Source organism: Pseudomonas mosselii (assembly GCF_003205295.1).
GTDB lineage: Bacteria > Pseudomonadota > Gammaproteobacteria > Pseudomonadales > Pseudomonadaceae > Aquipseudomonas > Aquipseudomonas mosselii_B.
Genome location: NZ_QJRP01000033.1, coordinates 36,282 through 52,198, shown reverse-complemented (window position 1 = coordinate 52,198; position 15,917 = coordinate 36,282). Strand labels below are relative to the sequence as shown.

Here is a 15,917-nt window from a genome sequence, read left to right as displayed (position 1 = left end):
TGGCAGCCCGTAGGAACCGTATTGCTGAATCCTGATCGAGAACAACAGTACGATAAACAAGCAGCATGAATTAAAGGTCAGACGCGACAACCACCTTGAAAAACGCCGAGCAAGAGCAAGAGCAAGAGCAAGAGCAAGAGCAAGAGCAAGAGCAAGAGCAAGAGCAAGAGCAAGAAGTGTGAAGTTAGTTGTTTGACACTTAGTTTTATATTGGCTGTTCCCGCGATGGGATTGAGAGTTTAATTACACATTCAACTAGCGACAGCTGCGCCAGTCCAGGCGCCGCCCGTATCTTGCGCGATTTCAGGAGGCCGAGCGCAGGCCTTGCGGAGGGAGGCGACGGCCATGGATGGCCGTCGAGCACTGCGGGCCATGGATGGCCCGTCAGTGCGGTCCTCCCGGGAGCAAGGCCGGAGCGAGGGAACCCCGGAGCGAAGCGCAGGGGCCGGATGAATGAGCGCGCGGTTTTGCTTACTTTTGCCAAGACAAAAGTAAGTCGCCGCAAGGCGAAACAGCGATGTCAGCGTCGCCGCTGAAAAAGAATCCGAACACAACCCTAAAAACAACCAAGAACCAATCTAACATCAATAAAAAAACCCGCATCACTCTCGCGACACGGGCTCTTCAAAATCCAAACTCAAACCACCCAGATCACCGCTCCAGCAGAATCCGCAACATCCGCCGCAGCGGCTCCGCAGCCCCCCACAGCAACTGGTCGCCAACGGTGAAGGCCCCAAGATACTGCGACCCCATGTTCAGTTTGCGCAGCCGCCCAACGGGCACGTTGAGAGTCCCGGTCACACTGGTAGGACTCAGCTCCTGCATGCTGATCTCACGCTGGTTAGGCACCAGTTTCACCCAGGGATTATGCTGGCTGATCATGCCTTCGATATCCGCCAAAGGCACATCCTTGTTCAGCTTGATGGTCAGCGCCTGGCTGTGGCAACGCATGGCGCCGATCCGCACGCAGATGCCGTCGACCGGGATCGGGCTCTTGAAGCGACCGAGGATCTTGTTGGTCTCGGCCTGGGCCTTCCACTCTTCGCGGCTCTGCCCGTTCGGCAGCTCCTTGTCGATCCACGGAATCAGACTGCCGGCCAGCGGCACGCCGAAGTTGTCGGTCGGGAAGCCCTCGCCACGCATGGCCTCGGCCACCTTGCGATCGATGTCGAGGATGGCGCTGGCCGGGTTGGCCAGGTCATCGGCGACCGCCGCGTGGATACCGCCCATCTGCTTGATCAGCTCACGCATGTTCTGCGCGCCGGCGCCCGAGGCCGCCTGGTAGGTCATGGCGCTCATCCACTCGACCAGGCCGGCTTCGAACAGGCCGCCCAGGCCCATCAGCATCAGGCTGACGGTGCAGTTGCCGCCGATGTAGTTCTTGGTGCCCGCGTCCAGCTGCTGGTCGATGACCTTGCGGTTGACCGGGTCGAGGATGATCACCGCGTCATCCTGCATGCGCAGGGACGAGGCCGCGTCGATCCAGTAACCCTGCCAGCCCGCTTCGCGCAACTTGGGGAAGACTTCGTTGGTGTAGTCGCCGCCCTGGCAGGTCAGGATCACGTCGAGGGTCTTGAGCTCGTCGATGCTGTAGGCGTCCTTGAGCGGGCCAGTGTCCTTGCCCACGCTCGGGCCTTGGCCACCGACGTTGGAGGTGGTGAAGAACACCGGCTCGATCAGGTCGAAGTCCTGCTCTTCGAGCATCCGCTGCATGAGCACGGAACCGACCATTCCACGCCAACCGATCAGACCTACACGTTTCATCGCAACTACACCTTTGCTAAAAGTGGGCCGCCACCGGGAGTTTTTGGTGGCGGGCCAGAGAGATTACAGATTCCGCAGCGCTGCGACTACTGCGTCGCCCATTTCCTGCGTACCCACCTTGCGGCAGCCCTCGGAGAAGATGTCGCCGGTGCGCAGGCCCTGGTCCAGCACCCGGCTCACCGCCTGCTCGATCGCCTCGGCGGCGGCCGTCTGGTTGAAGCTGTAGCGCAGCATCATCGACACCGAGAGAATGGTCGCCAGCGGGTTGGCGATGCCCTGCCCGGCGATGTCCGGCGCCGAACCGTGGCACGGCTCGTACATGCCCTTGTTGTCGGCATCCAGCGACGCCGACGGCAGCATGCCGATGGAACCGGTGAGCATGGAAGCCTCATCCGACAGGATGTCGCCGAACATGTTGTCGGTCACCACCACGTCGAACTGCTTGGGCGCGCGCACCAGCTGCATGGCGGCGTTGTCCACGTACATGTGGCTCAGCTCGACGTCCGGGTAGTCCTTGGCCACCTCTTCGACCACTTCGCGCCACAGCTGGCTGGACGCCAGGACGTTGGCCTTGTCCACCGAGCACAGTTTCTTGCCGCGCACGCGGGCCATGTCGAAGCCGACACGGGCGATGCGGCGCACTTCGCTCTCGCTGTACGGCAGGGTGTCGTAGGCCTGGCGCTCGCCGCCTTCCAGCTCGCGCTGGCCGCGTGGCGCGCCGAAGTAGATGCCGCCGGTCAGCTCGCGGACGATGAGGATGTCCAGGCCGGAAACGATCTCGGGCTTGAGCGACGAGGCATCGGCCAGTTGCGGATAGAGGATGGCCGGGCGCAGGTTGGCGAACAGGCCCAGTTGCGAACGGATCTTCAGCAGGCCGCGCTCCGGACGGATGTCACGCTCGATCTTGTCCCACTTCGGGCCGCCCACGGCGCCCAGCAGCACGGCATCGGCCTGGCGCGCGCGCGCCAGGGTCTCGTCGGCCAGGGGCACGCCGTGCTTGTCGATGGCCGCGCCGCCGATCACGTCGTGGGTGAGGCTGAAGCCGAGCTGGAACTTGTCGTTGGCCAGTTCCAGCACCTTGACCGCCTCGGCCATGATTTCCGGACCGATGCCGTCACCTGGGAGAATCAGAATCTGCTTGCTCATGCGTTCCTCTATCCAATCAAGCGGCGCGCCTCGCAGGCGCGCCGAAGTACTTCAGTGTCCAATGCCCCTCTGCGCGGGGCAAGCAGTCAATCACGCGTCGCGGAACAACCAGGGCTGGCTGGCGCGGTGCTTGCCCTCGAACGCCTTGATCGCGTCGCTGTCCTGCAGGGTCAGGCCGATATCGTCCAGGCCGTTGAGCAGGCAGTGCTTGCGGAACGCGTCGATCTCGAACTTCAGCACCTTGCCGTCCGGGCGGGTCACCGCCTGGGCCTCGAGGTCGATGGTCAGCTGGTAACCCGGGTTGGCCTCGACCTGCTTGAACAGCTCGTCGACCTCGGCAGCGTCGAGAATGATCGGCAACAGGCCGTTCTTGAAGCTGTTGTTGAAGAAGATGTCGGCGAAGCTCGGCGCGATCACGCTGCGAAAACCATACTCATCGAGTGCCCATGGGGCATGCTCGCGGCTCGAGCCGCAACCGAAGTTCTCCCGCGCCAGCAACACGCTGGCACCCTGGTAACGCGCATGGTTGAGCACGAAGTCCTGGTTCAACGGGCGCTTGCTGTTGTCCTGGTAAGGCTGGCCGACGTCCAGGTAGCGCCACTCGTCGAACAGGTTGGGGCCGAAGCCGGTGCGCTTGATCGACTTGAGGAACTGCTTGGGGATGATCTGATCGGTGTCGACGTTGGCACGATCCAATGGCGCGACAAGACCGGTGTGCTGGGTAAAGGCTTTCATGCTGCGCTCCCTTGGATCAACTCGCGGACATCGATGAAGTGGCCGGTCACCGCGGCGGCGGCGGCCATGGCCGGGCTGACCAGGTGGGTACGACCACCGGCGCCCTGGCGGCCTTCGAAGTTGCGGTTGGAGGTGGACGCGCAGTGCTCGCCGCTCTCCAGGCGGTCCGGGTTCATCGCCAGGCACATCGAGCAGCCCGGTTCACGCCATTCGAAACCGGCCTCGAGGAAGATCTTGTCCAGCCCTTCGCGCTCGGCCTGGGCCTTGACCAGGCCCGAACCCGGCACCACCAGCGCCTGCTTGACGTTGGCGGCGACCTTGCGGCCCTTGGCGATCTCGGCGGCGGCGCGAAGGTCTTCGATGCGCGAGTTGGTGCACGAGCCGATGAACACACGGTCGAGCTTGATGTCGGTGATCGCCTGGTTGGCGGCCAGGCCCATGTACTTGAGGGCGCGCTCGATCGAGCCGCGCTTGATCAGGTCGGGCTCGGCGGCCGGGTCCGGCACGCGCTGGTCGACGGCCAGGACCATCTCCGGCGAAGTGCCCCAGCTGACCTGCGGCTTGATCTGCGCGGCGTCGAGCTCGACCACCGTGTCGAACACAGCATCGGCGTCGGACACCAGGCCTTTCCAGGCCTCGACGGCCTGCGTCCACTGCTCGCCCTTCGGCGCGTACGGACGGCCTTCGACATAGGCGACGGTGGTGCCGTCGACAGCCACCAGGCCTACCCGGGCACCGGCTTCGATGGACATGTTGCAGATGGTCATGCGGCCTTCCATCGACAGCTCGCGGATGGCGCTGCCGGCGAACTCCATGGCGTGGCCGTTGCCGCCGGCGGTGCCGATCTTGCCGATCACGGCGAGGACGATGTCCTTGGCGGTGACACCGGCGGGCAGTTCACCCTCGACGCGCACCAGCATGTTCTTCATTTTCTTGGCCACCAGGCACTGGGTGGCGAGCACGTGCTCGACCTCGGAGGTGCCGATGCCATGGGCCAGGGCGCCGAACGCGCCGTGGGTGGAGGTGTGCGAGTCGCCGCAGACCACGGTCATGCCCGGCAAGGTCGCGCCCTGCTCCGGGCTGATGACATGGACGATACCCTGACGCTCGTCATTCATCTTGAATTCGACGATGCCATATTCGTCACAGTTCTCATCGAGGGTCTGCACCTGAAGGCGCGACACCTGGTCGACAATGGCCTCGATACCGCCCTTGCGCTCCGGCGTGGTCGGCACGTTGTGGTCGGGGGTGGCGATGTTGGCGTCGATGCGCCAGGGTTTGCGGCTGGCCAGGCGCAGGCCTTCGAAAGCCTGGGGCGAAGTCACTTCATGGATGATGTGGCGGTCGATGTAGATCAAGGACGAGCCGTCATCGCGGCGCTTGACCTCATGAGCTTCCCAGAGTTTGTCGTAGAGCGTTTTGCCAGCCATCAGACTGTTCCTCATCAGCGTCTTTCTATGCCAAAGACCCCTTGGCTTGTACGGACGATGCTATGGCGATAGATTGAATAACTCAAATTCATAATTTTCATGCTTTGCATAACCATCAGGAATTCAAATAGATGGACCTGGCCAACCTCAGCGCCTTCATCGCCATCGCCGAAACCGGCAGTTTTTCCGGGGCGGGCGAACGCCTGCACCTGACCCAGCCGGCCATCAGCAAGCGCATCGCCGGCCTCGAGCAGCAACTGGACGTGCGCCTGTTCGACCGCCTGGGTCGCGAGGTCACGCTCACCGAGGCCGGCCGCGCCCTGCTGCCCCGCGCCTATCAGATCCTCAACGTACTCGATGATACCCGCCGCGCCCTGACCAACCTCACCGGGGCGGTGGGCGGTCGCCTGACCCTGGCTACAAGCCATCACATCGGCCTGCACCGCCTGCCGCCGCTGCTGCGTGCCTTTACCCGCCAGTACCCGGCGGTGGCCCTGGATATCCAGTTCCTCGACTCGGAGGCGGCCTACGACGAGGTGCTGCATGGTCGCGCCGAAATTGCCGTGATCACCCTGGCGCCCGAGCCGCACCATTTGGTGCGGGCCGTGCCGGTATGGGACGACGCCCTGGACTTCGTCGCCTCGCCCGAGCACCCGCTGGCCAGCAACGGTGCGGTCAGCCTGGCCGACGTGGCGCGCCATCCGGCGGTGTTCCCCGGCGGCAACACCTTCACCCACCATATCGTCCAGCGCCTGTTCGAAAGCCAGGGCCTGGTGCCGAACATCGCGATGAGCACCAACTACCTGGAAACCATCAAGATGATGGTGTCGATCGGCCTGGCGTGGAGTGTGCTGCCACGTACTATGCTCGATGAACAAGTGGCGCCCATCGCCCTGCCCGGCATACAGCTGTCACGCCAGCTAGGCTACATACTGCATACCGAACGCACGCTGTCGAACGCGGCCAGGGCTTTCATGGCCCTGCTCGACAGCCATGCAGGGTCCGCCTGACCGCTCGTCAGCACGGCATGACATCCACAAGGACGCGTTTTCCGCCAAAGGTCTGGTACCGATGCCCAAATCAGCAAACCGCTTTCCGCGCCTGCCACGCATCCCTGCGGCTGATCCCCAGGAGTCGGAGCTGGCCTGGCAGAACGCTCCCCAGCTGCTGGCCGCGCTCAACGGTGCGCGCCTGGGCGCCTGGCTGTGGGACATCGAGAGTGGCCGGGTGAGCTGGTCACGGGGCACCCAGGCACTGTTCGGCTTCGATCCGCAGCGCCCGCTACCCAACGACGTCGACTACCTGGACCTGCTGCCCGAGGAAGACCGCGCCCGCACCCGCCAGGCGTTCCAGGCCGTGGTCAACGGCGAGCCGGTGGAGCAGGCCATGCGCCACCGCATCCGCTGGCCCGATGGCAGCGTGCACTGGCTGGAGATCAACGGCAGCCTGACCCACGATCCCCATGGCCGGCCGCAGATGATCGGGGTCATCCGCGAGATCACCCGCCAGCGCGAGCGGGAAACCGCGCTGATCAACTCGGAAAAGCGCTTCGCCACCCTGTTCCACCTCAGCCCCAACGCCATCCTCCTGACCCGCCGCCACGACGGCCTGATCATCGAGGTCAACCAGCATTTCGAGCACATGTTCGGCTGGCCGGGAGCCCAGGTGGTCGGCAAGACCAGCCTGGAGCTTGGCCTGTGGGTCAATCCCGAGCAACGCCACCTGGTGATGGACGCCACCCGCGCCGGCAACGGCCCGTTCACCCTGGAAGTGCAGTTCCGCGCCACCAGCGGCAAGATCCACGACGGCATCCTCTGCACCCAGGGCATCGAACTCGAAGGCGTCACCTACCTGATCAGCACCTTCGTCGACACCACCGAGCGCAAGCGCGCCGAGCAGGCGCTCAAGGACAGCCAGGAGCGCCTCGACCTGGCCCTGGACTCGGCCCAGCTCGGCACCTGGGACTGGCATATTCCCAGCGGCATGCTCTACGGCTCGGCCCGCGCCGCCCAGCTACACGGGCTGGACCCGGTGCCGTTCCACGAGTCGTTCGAGGCGTTCTTCGAAGGCGTGCCCGAGCACGAGCGCAGCGTCATGCGCCAGGCCTACCGCAGCCTGCGCGAGGGGCCGGCGGGCAATTACCAGATCACCTACCGCGTGCAGCTGGACAACGGCGCCTCGCGCTATATCGAAAGCCGCGCCCGGCTGTACCGTGACGATCAGGGCAACCCACTGCGCATGGCCGGCACCCTGCTCGACATCACCGACCAGGTCGAGCGCGAACAGCGCCTGAGCGCCTCGGAAGAAAAGTTCGCCAGCCTGTTCCAGGTCAGCCCCGATCCGATCTGCGTGACCCGCCAGGACACCGGCCAGTTCATCGAGATCAACCCGGCCTTCAGCCAGACCTTCGGCTGGAACCCGGAGCAGATCCTCGGCCATACCGCCGAGGAGATCGGCCTGTGGGCCGAATCGGCCGAGCGCGCCCAGCGCATCGAGCGGGTAATCCGCGACCAGGCCCTGAGCAACGTGGCAGTGGTGGTCAACCACCGCAACGGCACGCCGCTGACCTGCGTGATCTCCAGCCGCCTGATCAGCGTCGACAGCCAGCCCTGCAGCGTCACCACCCTGCGTGACATCACCCAGCAGCAACGCGCCGAGGCGGCGCTCAAGGCCAGCGAAGAGAAATTCGCCAAGGCCTTCCACTCCAGCCCCGATGCCATCACCATCACCGAACGCCAGAGCGGGCGCTATGTGGAGGTCAACGACGGTTTCAGCCGGCTGACCGGCTACAGCCCCGAGGAAGTGGTAGGCCGCACGGTCTACGAGATCGGCATCTGGGCCGACGACAAGCAGCGCTCTGCCCTGCTCAACGAGCTGCGTGAGCGTGGCCGGGTGCATCACCGCGAGATGCTCGGGCGCAACAAGCGTGGCGACATCCTCACCGTGGAGGTCTCGGTGGAGCCGATCAGCCTCAACGAGACCGATTGCCTGCTGATCAACGCCCGCGACGTCAGCCTGCTGAAGAACGCCCAGGCGCAGATCCGCCACCTGGCCTACCACGACCCGCTGACCAACCTGCCCAACCGCGCCCTGCTGATGGACCGCCTGAGCCAGCAGATCGCCTTGCTCAAGCGCCACAACCTGCGCGGTGCGCTGCTGTTCCTCGACCTCGACCACTTCAAGCACATCAACGACTCGCTGGGCCATCCGGTGGGCGACACGGTGCTGAAGATCATCACCGCCCGCCTCGAGGCCAGCGTACGCCTGGAGGACACCGTGGCGCGCCTGGGCGGCGACGAGTTCGTGGTGCTGCTCAGCGGCCTGGAGGGCAGCCGTGAGGTGGTGGAGGCCCGGGTCCGCGAGCTGGCCGACACCCTGCGCGAGCTGCTGGCCGAGCCGATGTCGCTGGACGGCCAGCGCCTGCAGGTGACGCCGAGCATCGGCGTGGCGCTGATCCCCGACCATGGCGCCACCCCCGCCGACCTGCTCAAGCGCGCCGACATCGCCCTGTACCGGGCCAAGGACTCCGGCCGCAACACCACCCAGCTGTTCCACACCACCATGCAGAAGGCCGCCAGCGAGCGCCTGCGCATGGAGAGCGACCTGCGCCTGGCCCTGGCCCGGGGCGAACTGGCCCTGCACTTCCAGCCCCAGGTCGATGCCCGCGACAACCGCATCGTCGGCGCCGAAGTGCTGCTGCGCTGGCACCACCCGCAACTGGGCCAGCAGCCGCCGGCGCAGTTCATCCAGGTGCTGGAGGAAAGCGGCCTGATCCTCGAAGTCGGCAGCTGGATCCTCGACGAGGCCTGCGATGCTTGCGCGCGCATGCTCGCGGACGGCCTGATCGACGCCGACGACTTCAGCCTGTGCGTCAACATCAGCCCACGGCAGTTCCGCCAGAACGACTTCGTCGAACGGGTACTGCGCAGCCTCGACGACTACCGCCTGCCGCGGCGCATGCTGACGCTGGAGATCACCGAAGGCATCGTCATCCAGAACCTGGAGGACACCATCAGCAAGATGCGCGAGCTCAAGGGCTACGGCGTGAGCTTCGCCATGGACGATTTCGGCACCGGGTATTCCTCGCTCACCTACCTCAAGCGCCTGCCGGTGGATGCGCTGAAGATCGACCAGACCTTCGTGCGCGACGCGCCGGTCGACCCCAACGACGCCGAGATCGTCCGCGCCATTGTCGCCATGGCCCGCAGCCTGGAACTGGCGGTGATTGCCGAGGGGGTGGAGCTGAGCGAGCAACTGGAGTTCCTTGAGCGGCTGGGCTGCCACCTGTACCAGGGCTACCTGCACAGCCGGCCGCTGCCGTTGCCGGAGTTCCGCCAGATGCTGCTGGAGGCGCCGGCGGATTACTGACTACTCATGGTATTCAGGATTTACACGATCCCTGTAGGAGCGGCCTTGTGTCGCGAAAGGGGTGCGAAGCGCCCCCAGGATTCGTGTATCAAGCTGATATCGCCGGGGCTGCTTCGCAGCCCTTTCGCGACACAAGGCCGCTCCTACAGGGTCCGCACAAAACAAAAAAAGGGCACCCGAAGGTGCCCTTTCTTTCATCCCGCCGAACTCAGTTCAGCGCCGGCTTTTCGCCGTTGATCGGGATGCGCTTGGCCTTGGCTTCTTCCGGCACGATGCGCAGCAGCTCGATGCTGAGCAGGCCGTTGGCCAGGCCCGCGCCCTTGACCTCGATATGGTCGGCCAGGCGGAACGACAGCTTGAAGGCGCGCTGGGCAATGCCCTGGTGCAGGAAGGTGACGCCTTCGCCTGTGTTGTCGCGCTTGCCGCCGGTCACGGTCAGGACGCCTTTTTCGACCTGCAGGTCGAGGTCCTGCTCCTGGAAGCCGGCTGCGGCAACCACGATGCGGTAGTGGTCATCGCCATGCTTTTCCACGTTGTAGGGCGGGTAGCTGCTACCGGCCTCGTTACGGGCGGCGGCTTCGAACAGGTCGTTGAAACGGTCGAAACCGACGGAGTTGCGAAAAAGCGGTGCGAGAGAGAAAGCGGTAGTCATGGTCATTAACTCCTGAGATTCAGCAAGTAAAGTCACTACGCGACCCGACTTCGGCATCGCGTACTCAAGAGATATGTCCGGGCAAACGGCTTTCAAGGGCTGGCCTGAAAAATTTTACGACTGGGCATGGCTTCGTGGGAGCGGGCTTGCCCCGCGATAGCGCCAGCTCAGGCGACACAAGCCTCGACGGCCTGCATCTCCACCCCCAGCAACCTACTGATCCGCTGGCAGTCATCCTCCCGACGCAACTCGGCGAACAACGCCACCGCCTCGGGATAGCCACGGGTCAGCATCGCCAGCCACTGCTTCATCCGCCCCGGCGCGTAGCGCGGCGACAGTTTGTCCTGGGCCTGGCGCCAGAACTCGCGCAACAGCGGCAGCAACTCGTCCCAGCTCATCGGCTGGTACTCGACGCCATCGCGGGCCGCGGCAATCTGCAAGGCCAGGTCCGGGCGCGACACCAGCCCGCGCCCCAGCATGATGTCCTTGGCACCACTGACCTCGCGGCAGCGCCGCCAGTCGTCGACCGTCCAGATCTCGCCATTGGCGAACACCGGCACCGCGACCACATCCTGCACCCGCGCCACCCACTCCCAATGGGCCGGTGGCTTGTAGCCCTCTACCTTGGTCCGCGCATGCACCACCAGGTGCGCCGAACCGCCTTCGGCCAGCGCCCTGGCGCAGTCCAGCGCGCCGTCGGGACTGTCGTAGCCCAGACGCATCTTCGAGGTCACCGGGATATGCGCCGGCACCGCGCGACGCACCTCGCGGACGATGGCATGCAGCAGCTCGGGCTCCTTGAGCAGCACCGCCCCGCCCCGGGACTTGTTGACGGTCTTGGCCGGGCAGCCGAAGTTCAGGTCGATGACCGGCGCACCCAGCTCGCAAGCCAGGGCCGCGTTTTCGGCCAGGCACACAGGATCCGAGCCGAGCAGTTGCACGCGCATCGGCACGCCGGCGGCAGTGCGGGCGCCCTGGCGCAGCTCCGGCGCCAGCTTGTCGAACGACGACGCCGGCAGCAGACGGTCGCAGACGCGGATGAACTCGGTGACGCACCAATCGATGCCGCCCACCCGGGTCAGGACGTCGCGCAGGATGTTGTCGACCAGCCCCTCCATCGGGGCCAGGGCAATTTGCATTTCAGGGTCTCGCCACGAAAAAGGCGGCAGTCTAGCAAAAAACCGCCGCGCTTCAGCGGCCGGTCAGCGCCGGACCGTAGCCGTCGAGGAATTCCGCCGGCATGCGCTTGGGCTTGCCGCTGGACAGTTCGATGCAGGCGAAGGTGGTCTGCGCCCGCAACAGGGTCACGCCGTCACTCGGGCGCTTGAGCTGAAAGCGCCGGGTCATGCGCAGGCGCTGGTCCCAGTCGACGATCCAGGTGGCCAGCTGCAGCTCGTCGTCCTCGTAGGCGGCGGCGAGGTAGTCGATTTCATGGCGGACCACGGCCATCGCCCGGTCCAGCCGGCGATACTCGGCCAGGTCCAGCCCCAGGCGCTGGGAATGGCGCCAGGCGCAGCGCTCCAGCCAGGTGACATAGACGGCGTTGTTGGCGTGGCCGAGGCCGTCGATGTCCTCGCTGCCGACGCGTAGGTCGATGATGAATGGTGCTGCCAGATCCCAGCTCATGCCCGCTCCCGGTGTTCAGTGACGGGCAGAGTGTAACGGATGCTCAGGCGCTTTGCCGCGCGCGCTGGCTGGAGCGTGCCAACAGCTCCATCACCGCCTCGCCCAGCCGCGGGTCGGCCAGCACCCGCTGATGACCGCCCTCCTCCAGCAGCAGCAGGCGGCTGTCGAACCAGGCCTGGTGAATGACCGGCGCCTCGCTGGCCGGCACCACCGGATCGTCCTCGGCGTGCACCACCAGCCCCGGCATATCCAGCTGGTAGCCACTGACATCCAGGCGCGCCACCTGGACGCCGACATCACGCTCCACCTGGCGGATGAACGCGGCCCTGGCCCGGGCCGGCAGGCCAAGACGCCGGGCGAAGCCGCGCAGCACGCCAAGCAGGCGTGCCGGCGCGGCGATGCTGACCGCCGCATCAGTGCGCAGCCCCCATTGCAGGGCCAACAACAGGCTGGCGCCGCCCATGGAATGGCCAATTACCGCCCGCAACGGCGGCAGCTCGGCGGCGGCCTCCAGCAAGGCGCGAGCGAACGCCACCACATGCGCCTGCTCGCCGGGCGAGCGCCCATGGGCCGGCCCTTCCAGCGACACCACGGTGTGGCCGCTGTCGACCAGCCGCTCGATCAACGCCGCGAACTGAGTCGGGCGCCCTTCCCAGCCATGCATCAGCAACACCGTCGGCCCCTGTCCCCAGCGCAGCGCCGACAGCCCGAAACGCAGGGTGATGCGCTCGGCGCGGGCCAGCAGCGGCAGTTCCCAGGGCTTGGGCGGCAAGCTGCGCGGCGTCATGAAGGCACGGCGCATCTTGCCGGCGACATGCTCGGGGACCAGGTGGCCGAGGGTGCCATTGACGCCACGAATCCAGCTCAAAGTAGTCATCGCCTTGCTCCAGGGTCAGGTTGCTCAGATCACCGCCGACTTGGCGGCGCGCAGGATACGGTCGGACAGCTCGCCGTGGCCCAGGGCACGGGCCACGGCCAGGCCGCCCACCATCAGGGCGAAATCGGCAAGCGCCTTGTCGATGTCTTCGGGGCGATCGACCATCTGTGCGGTCATCAGCTCGATGTGTTCGGCCAGCACGTTGCGAAACGCCTCCGGCAGGCGTTGCATCTCGCTCAGTGCATTGGGGATCGGGCACGCCTGCACCTCGGAATCACGGTGCTTGCGCGACAGGTAGAAGGCCGCGACCAGGGCCCGGCGCTCTGCACCATCAAGGGCAGGATCGAGCTGGCCGAGCAAGGCGCGGCGCTCACCCAGCAACTGACTGAACGCCTCGAGCATGAGCTCGTCCTTGCTGTCGAAGTGGGCATAGAAGCCGCCGACTGTCAGCCCCGCGGCGCCCATGACCTGGCTGACGCTCGGCTCGGCCGGCCCCTGCTGGACCAGCGCGCAGCGGGCGGCATCGAGGATGCGTTCGCGGGTCTTGCTCTTCTTGTCGCTCATGGCTCACCTCAAAACATTATGGTCATCATATTATGCTCATAATATTTTCTGGCAAGCGGAATCTGCGGCCATTGATCGGCGCAGCGACATTTTTCGGGAGGCTTAAAAAACAAAAGGCCCATTCAATAATCGAATGAGCCTTATAAGTCCTGCAAAACGCAGGTAAAAAATTGGCGTCCCCTAGGGGACTCGAACCCCTGTTACCGCCGTGAAAGGGCGGTGTCCTAGGCCACTAGACGAAGGGGACTTTAACCTTCGTGCCGACTCGCTATTGCGAATCGTGGCGAATTGGTGGAGCTAAGCGGGATCGAACCGCTGACCTCCTGCATGCCATGCAGGCGCTCTCCCAGCTGAGCTATAGCCCCGAGTAAAACAAATGACTCATCGATCTGGATGATGAGCCATTCAACGCCCGCAAACGCGGGTAAAAGTGGCGTCCCCTAGGGGACTCGAACCCCTGTTACCGCCGTGAAAGGGCGGTGTCCTAGGCCACTAGACGAAGGGGACGTAACCTTCGTGCCGACCCGCTTTCGCGAATCGCGGCAAAATTGGTGGAGCTAAGCGGGATCGAACCGCTGACCTCCTGCATGCCATGCAGGCGCTCTCCCAGCTGAGCTATAGCCCCGGATTTCTAGCCTCGCGGCCCAGCGACATCATGTAACATCGCTTGTGCAAAACTGGCGTCCCCTAGGGGACTCGAACCCCTGTTACCGCCGTGAAAGGGCGGTGTCCTAGGCCACTAGACGAAGGGGACGAACCTTCTTACCTTCAAGACCCGTTTGCTGGAACCGGTCTTGCCTGACGGCCTTGGCCATCAGTCGGAATTTGGTGGAGCTAAGCGGGATCGAACCGCTGACCTCCTGCATGCCATGCAGGCGCTCTCCCAGCTGAGCTATAGCCCCACAATGTCGCTTTGAACCGAAGCGCTGGCTGGGTGCCTGGCGTTTCGTTTTCGTTCATCGCTGTGGACGGGGCGCATATTAAGATCGGATTGCAGGGCTGTCAAACGAATTTTTGAAAATATTCAAAATTTTTTTCACAGATAACAATCACTTACCGCCCTGCCCTGCTGAATCAGAGCGCCGCTCCCTTGTAGGAGCGGCCTTGTGCCGCGAAAGGACCGCAACGCGGTCCCACAATCTGTGCATTGACGCAGAATCGCCGGGGCCGCTTTGCGGCCCTTTCGCGGCACAAGGCCGCTCCTACAGGGGGCAGCGATAGCCGCCATCAGGCGATATTCGCCAGCAGCTTCTCCCACTCCTTGTTTTCCTTCTTCGACACGCCACCGAGCAGGTCGATGGCCTGGCGCAGGCGGTAGCGGGTCAGGTCGGGGCCGAGGATTTCCATGGCGTCGAGCACCGACACCGAGCTGGCCTGGCCGGTGATCGCGGCGAACATCAGTGGCATGGCATCGCGCAGCTTGAACTCCAGCGACTCGACCACGGCCTGGATGCAGCCGGTGATGCGGTCCTTTTCCCACTGGCGCAGGCTTTCCAGCTTCCACAGGATCAGCTGCATCACCTGGCGCACCTGGTCGGCCGACAGCTTCTTGCTCTCGAACAGCTTGGCGTCGAGCTTGAGCGCGCCTTCGAAGAAGAAGCCACCCAGCGGGGCGACCTGGCTGAAAGTCTCGACCCGGCCCTGCACGTGCGGGGCGATCTTCATCATGTAGTCGCTGTTGAACGCCCACTTCTGCACGCGCGCGGCGAACTCTTCCACCGGCAGCTCGCGCAGCCACTGGCCGTTCAGCCACGACAGCTTCTCGATGTCGAAGATCGGCCCGCCCAGGGAGATGCGCGACAGGTCGAAGTGCTCGACCATCTCGGCCAGCGAGAACTTCTCGCGCTCGTCCGGCATCGACCAGCCCATGCGGCCCAGGTAGTTGAGCATCGCTTCGGGCATGAAGCCCATGCGCTCGTAGAAGGTCACCGAGGTCGGGTTCTTGCGCTTGGACAGCTTGCTCTTGTCGGGGTTGCGCAAAAGCGGCATGTAGCACAGCTTGGGCTGTTCCCAGCCGAAGTATTCGTACAGTTTGATCAGCTTGGGCGCCGACGGCAGCCACTCTTCGCCGCGCAGCACGTGGGTGATGCCCATCAGGTGGTCGTCGACCACGTTGGCCAGGAAGTACGTCGGCAGGCCGTCGTTCTTCATCAGCACCTGCATGTCCATGCGGTCCCACGGGATCTCGACGTCGCCACGGAGCATGTCCGGCACCACGCAGACGCCTTCGTTCGGCACCTTCATGCGGATCACGTGCGGCTCGCCAGCGGCCAGGCGGCGCTGCACTTGCTCGTCGCTCAGCAGCAGGGCACGACCGTCGTAGCGCGGGGTTTCGCCGCGGGCCATCTGCTCGGCACGCATCTGCTCCAGCTCTTCTGCGGTGCAGAAGCAGTAGAAGGCGTGGCCGGCGTCAACCAGCTGCTTGGCGTACTTGGCATAGATCTCGCCACGCTCGCTCTGCCGGTACGGGCCGTGCGGGCCGCCGACATCCGGGCCTTCGTTCCATTCGATGCCGAGCCAGCGCAGGGCGTCGAAGATCTGCTGCTCCGACTCGCGGGTCGAGCGCAACTGGTCGGTGTCTTCGATCCGCAGGATGAACTCACCGCCGTGCTGCTTGGCGAAGCAGTAGTTGAACAGGGCGATGTAGGCGGTGCCGACATGGGGGTCGCCAGTGGGCGATGGCGCGATACGCGTGCGAACGGTGGTCATGGAGAGTCTCGAACAAAGAGAAACAAAGGCGGGATGTTAGCAGGGA

The 15,917-nt window shown here is 64.6% G+C and carries 12 protein-coding genes and 6 tRNA genes; 2 read left to right on the top strand and 16 right to left on the bottom strand.

The features are described from left to right. Positions 1–651: 651 nt before the first annotated feature. The 4 genes from asd to leuC form a co-directional block, all read right to left on the bottom strand. On the bottom strand, positions 652–1,764 hold the full coding sequence (gene asd / locus DMX06_RS22065) for an aspartate-semialdehyde dehydrogenase (RefSeq protein WP_110739342.1): 1,113 nt from the start codon (positions 1,762–1,764) through the stop codon (positions 652–654). A 63-nt stretch (positions 1,765–1,827) separates the two neighbouring features. Beyond that, on the bottom strand, positions 1,828–2,910 hold the full coding sequence (gene leuB / locus DMX06_RS22060) for a 3-isopropylmalate dehydrogenase (protein WP_050704730.1): 1,083 nt from the start codon (positions 2,908–2,910) through the stop codon (positions 1,828–1,830). Positions 2,911–3,000: 90 nt separating this feature from the next. Further along, positions 3,001–3,645 (bottom strand): 3-isopropylmalate dehydratase small subunit, encoded by a 645-nt coding sequence (gene leuD, locus DMX06_RS22055; protein ID WP_110739341.1) that lies wholly within the window; start codon positions 3,643–3,645, stop codon positions 3,001–3,003. Next, a complete protein-coding gene (gene leuC, locus DMX06_RS22050) occupies positions 3,642–5,075 on the bottom strand; it encodes a 3-isopropylmalate dehydratase large subunit (protein WP_110739340.1) in 1,434 nt (477 codons plus the stop codon). The genes leuD and leuC overlap by 4 nt, the downstream gene beginning before the upstream one ends. A 131-nt stretch (positions 5,076–5,206) precedes the next feature. On the opposite strand from leuC, the gene DMX06_RS22045 reads away from it, so the two are divergent. Both DMX06_RS22045 and DMX06_RS22040 read left to right on the top strand, forming a co-directional pair. Next, on the top strand, positions 5,207–6,085 hold the full coding sequence (locus DMX06_RS22045; RefSeq protein ID WP_110739339.1) for a LysR family transcriptional regulator: 879 nt from the start codon (positions 5,207–5,209) through the stop codon (positions 6,083–6,085). Positions 6,086–6,146: 61 nt separating this feature from the next. Next, positions 6,147–9,443, top strand: a complete 3,297-nt coding sequence (locus tag DMX06_RS22040) for a PAS domain S-box protein (RefSeq protein ID WP_110739338.1) — start codon at positions 6,147–6,149, stop codon at positions 9,441–9,443. A gap of 208 nt (positions 9,444–9,651) precedes the next feature. Here DMX06_RS22040 and DMX06_RS22035 read toward each other — a convergent pair whose 3' ends face one another. The 12 genes from DMX06_RS22035 to gltX all read right to left on the bottom strand — a co-directional run bounded on the left by DMX06_RS22035 (position 9,652) and on the right by gltX (position 15,871). Continuing rightward, on the bottom strand, positions 9,652–10,095 hold the full coding sequence (locus tag DMX06_RS22035; RefSeq protein ID WP_050704726.1) for an Hsp20 family protein: 444 nt from the start codon (positions 10,093–10,095) through the stop codon (positions 9,652–9,654). A 167-nt stretch (positions 10,096–10,262) separates the two neighbouring features. Beyond that, entirely contained in the window at positions 10,263–11,234 is a 972-nt protein-coding gene (locus DMX06_RS22030) for a tRNA dihydrouridine synthase (RefSeq protein ID WP_110739337.1), read from the bottom strand. A 52-nt stretch (positions 11,235–11,286) separates the two neighbouring features. Continuing rightward, the gene (locus tag DMX06_RS22025) at positions 11,287–11,721 is read right to left on the bottom strand and encodes an acyl-CoA thioesterase (RefSeq protein ID WP_110739336.1); all 435 of its coding nucleotides are present in this window, start codon (positions 11,719–11,721) and stop codon (positions 11,287–11,289) included. 43 nt (positions 11,722–11,764) lie between these two features. Further along, positions 11,765–12,598, bottom strand: a complete 834-nt coding sequence (locus tag DMX06_RS22020) for an alpha/beta fold hydrolase (protein ID WP_110739335.1) — start codon at positions 12,596–12,598, stop codon at positions 11,765–11,767. A gap of 24 nt (positions 12,599–12,622) precedes the next feature. Further along, on the bottom strand, positions 12,623–13,162 hold the full coding sequence (locus tag DMX06_RS22015) for a TetR/AcrR family transcriptional regulator (RefSeq protein WP_110739334.1): 540 nt from the start codon (positions 13,160–13,162) through the stop codon (positions 12,623–12,625). Between the two features lie 171 nt (positions 13,163–13,333). Next, positions 13,334–13,409, bottom strand: a tRNA-Glu gene (locus DMX06_RS22010). 42 nt (positions 13,410–13,451) lie between these two features. Beyond that, a tRNA-Ala gene (locus DMX06_RS22005) sits at positions 13,452–13,527 on the bottom strand. Positions 13,528–13,593: 66 nt separating this feature from the next. After that, positions 13,594–13,669, bottom strand: a tRNA-Glu gene (locus DMX06_RS22000). A 42-nt stretch (positions 13,670–13,711) separates the two neighbouring features. Beyond that, positions 13,712–13,787 (bottom strand) — tRNA-Ala (locus DMX06_RS21995). A 53-nt stretch (positions 13,788–13,840) separates the two neighbouring features. Beyond that, a tRNA-Glu gene (locus DMX06_RS21990) sits at positions 13,841–13,916 on the bottom strand. 72 nt (positions 13,917–13,988) lie between these two features. Further along, positions 13,989–14,064: transfer RNA gene (locus DMX06_RS21985), tRNA-Ala, on the bottom strand. Positions 14,065–14,389: 325 nt separating this feature from the next. After that, positions 14,390–15,871 carry a glutamate--tRNA ligase gene (gene gltX / locus DMX06_RS21980; RefSeq protein ID WP_110739333.1) on the bottom strand — a complete coding sequence of 494 codons (1,482 nt, stop codon included), beginning with the start codon at positions 15,869–15,871 and terminating at the stop codon, positions 14,390–14,392. Positions 15,872–15,917 lie beyond the last annotated feature (46 nt).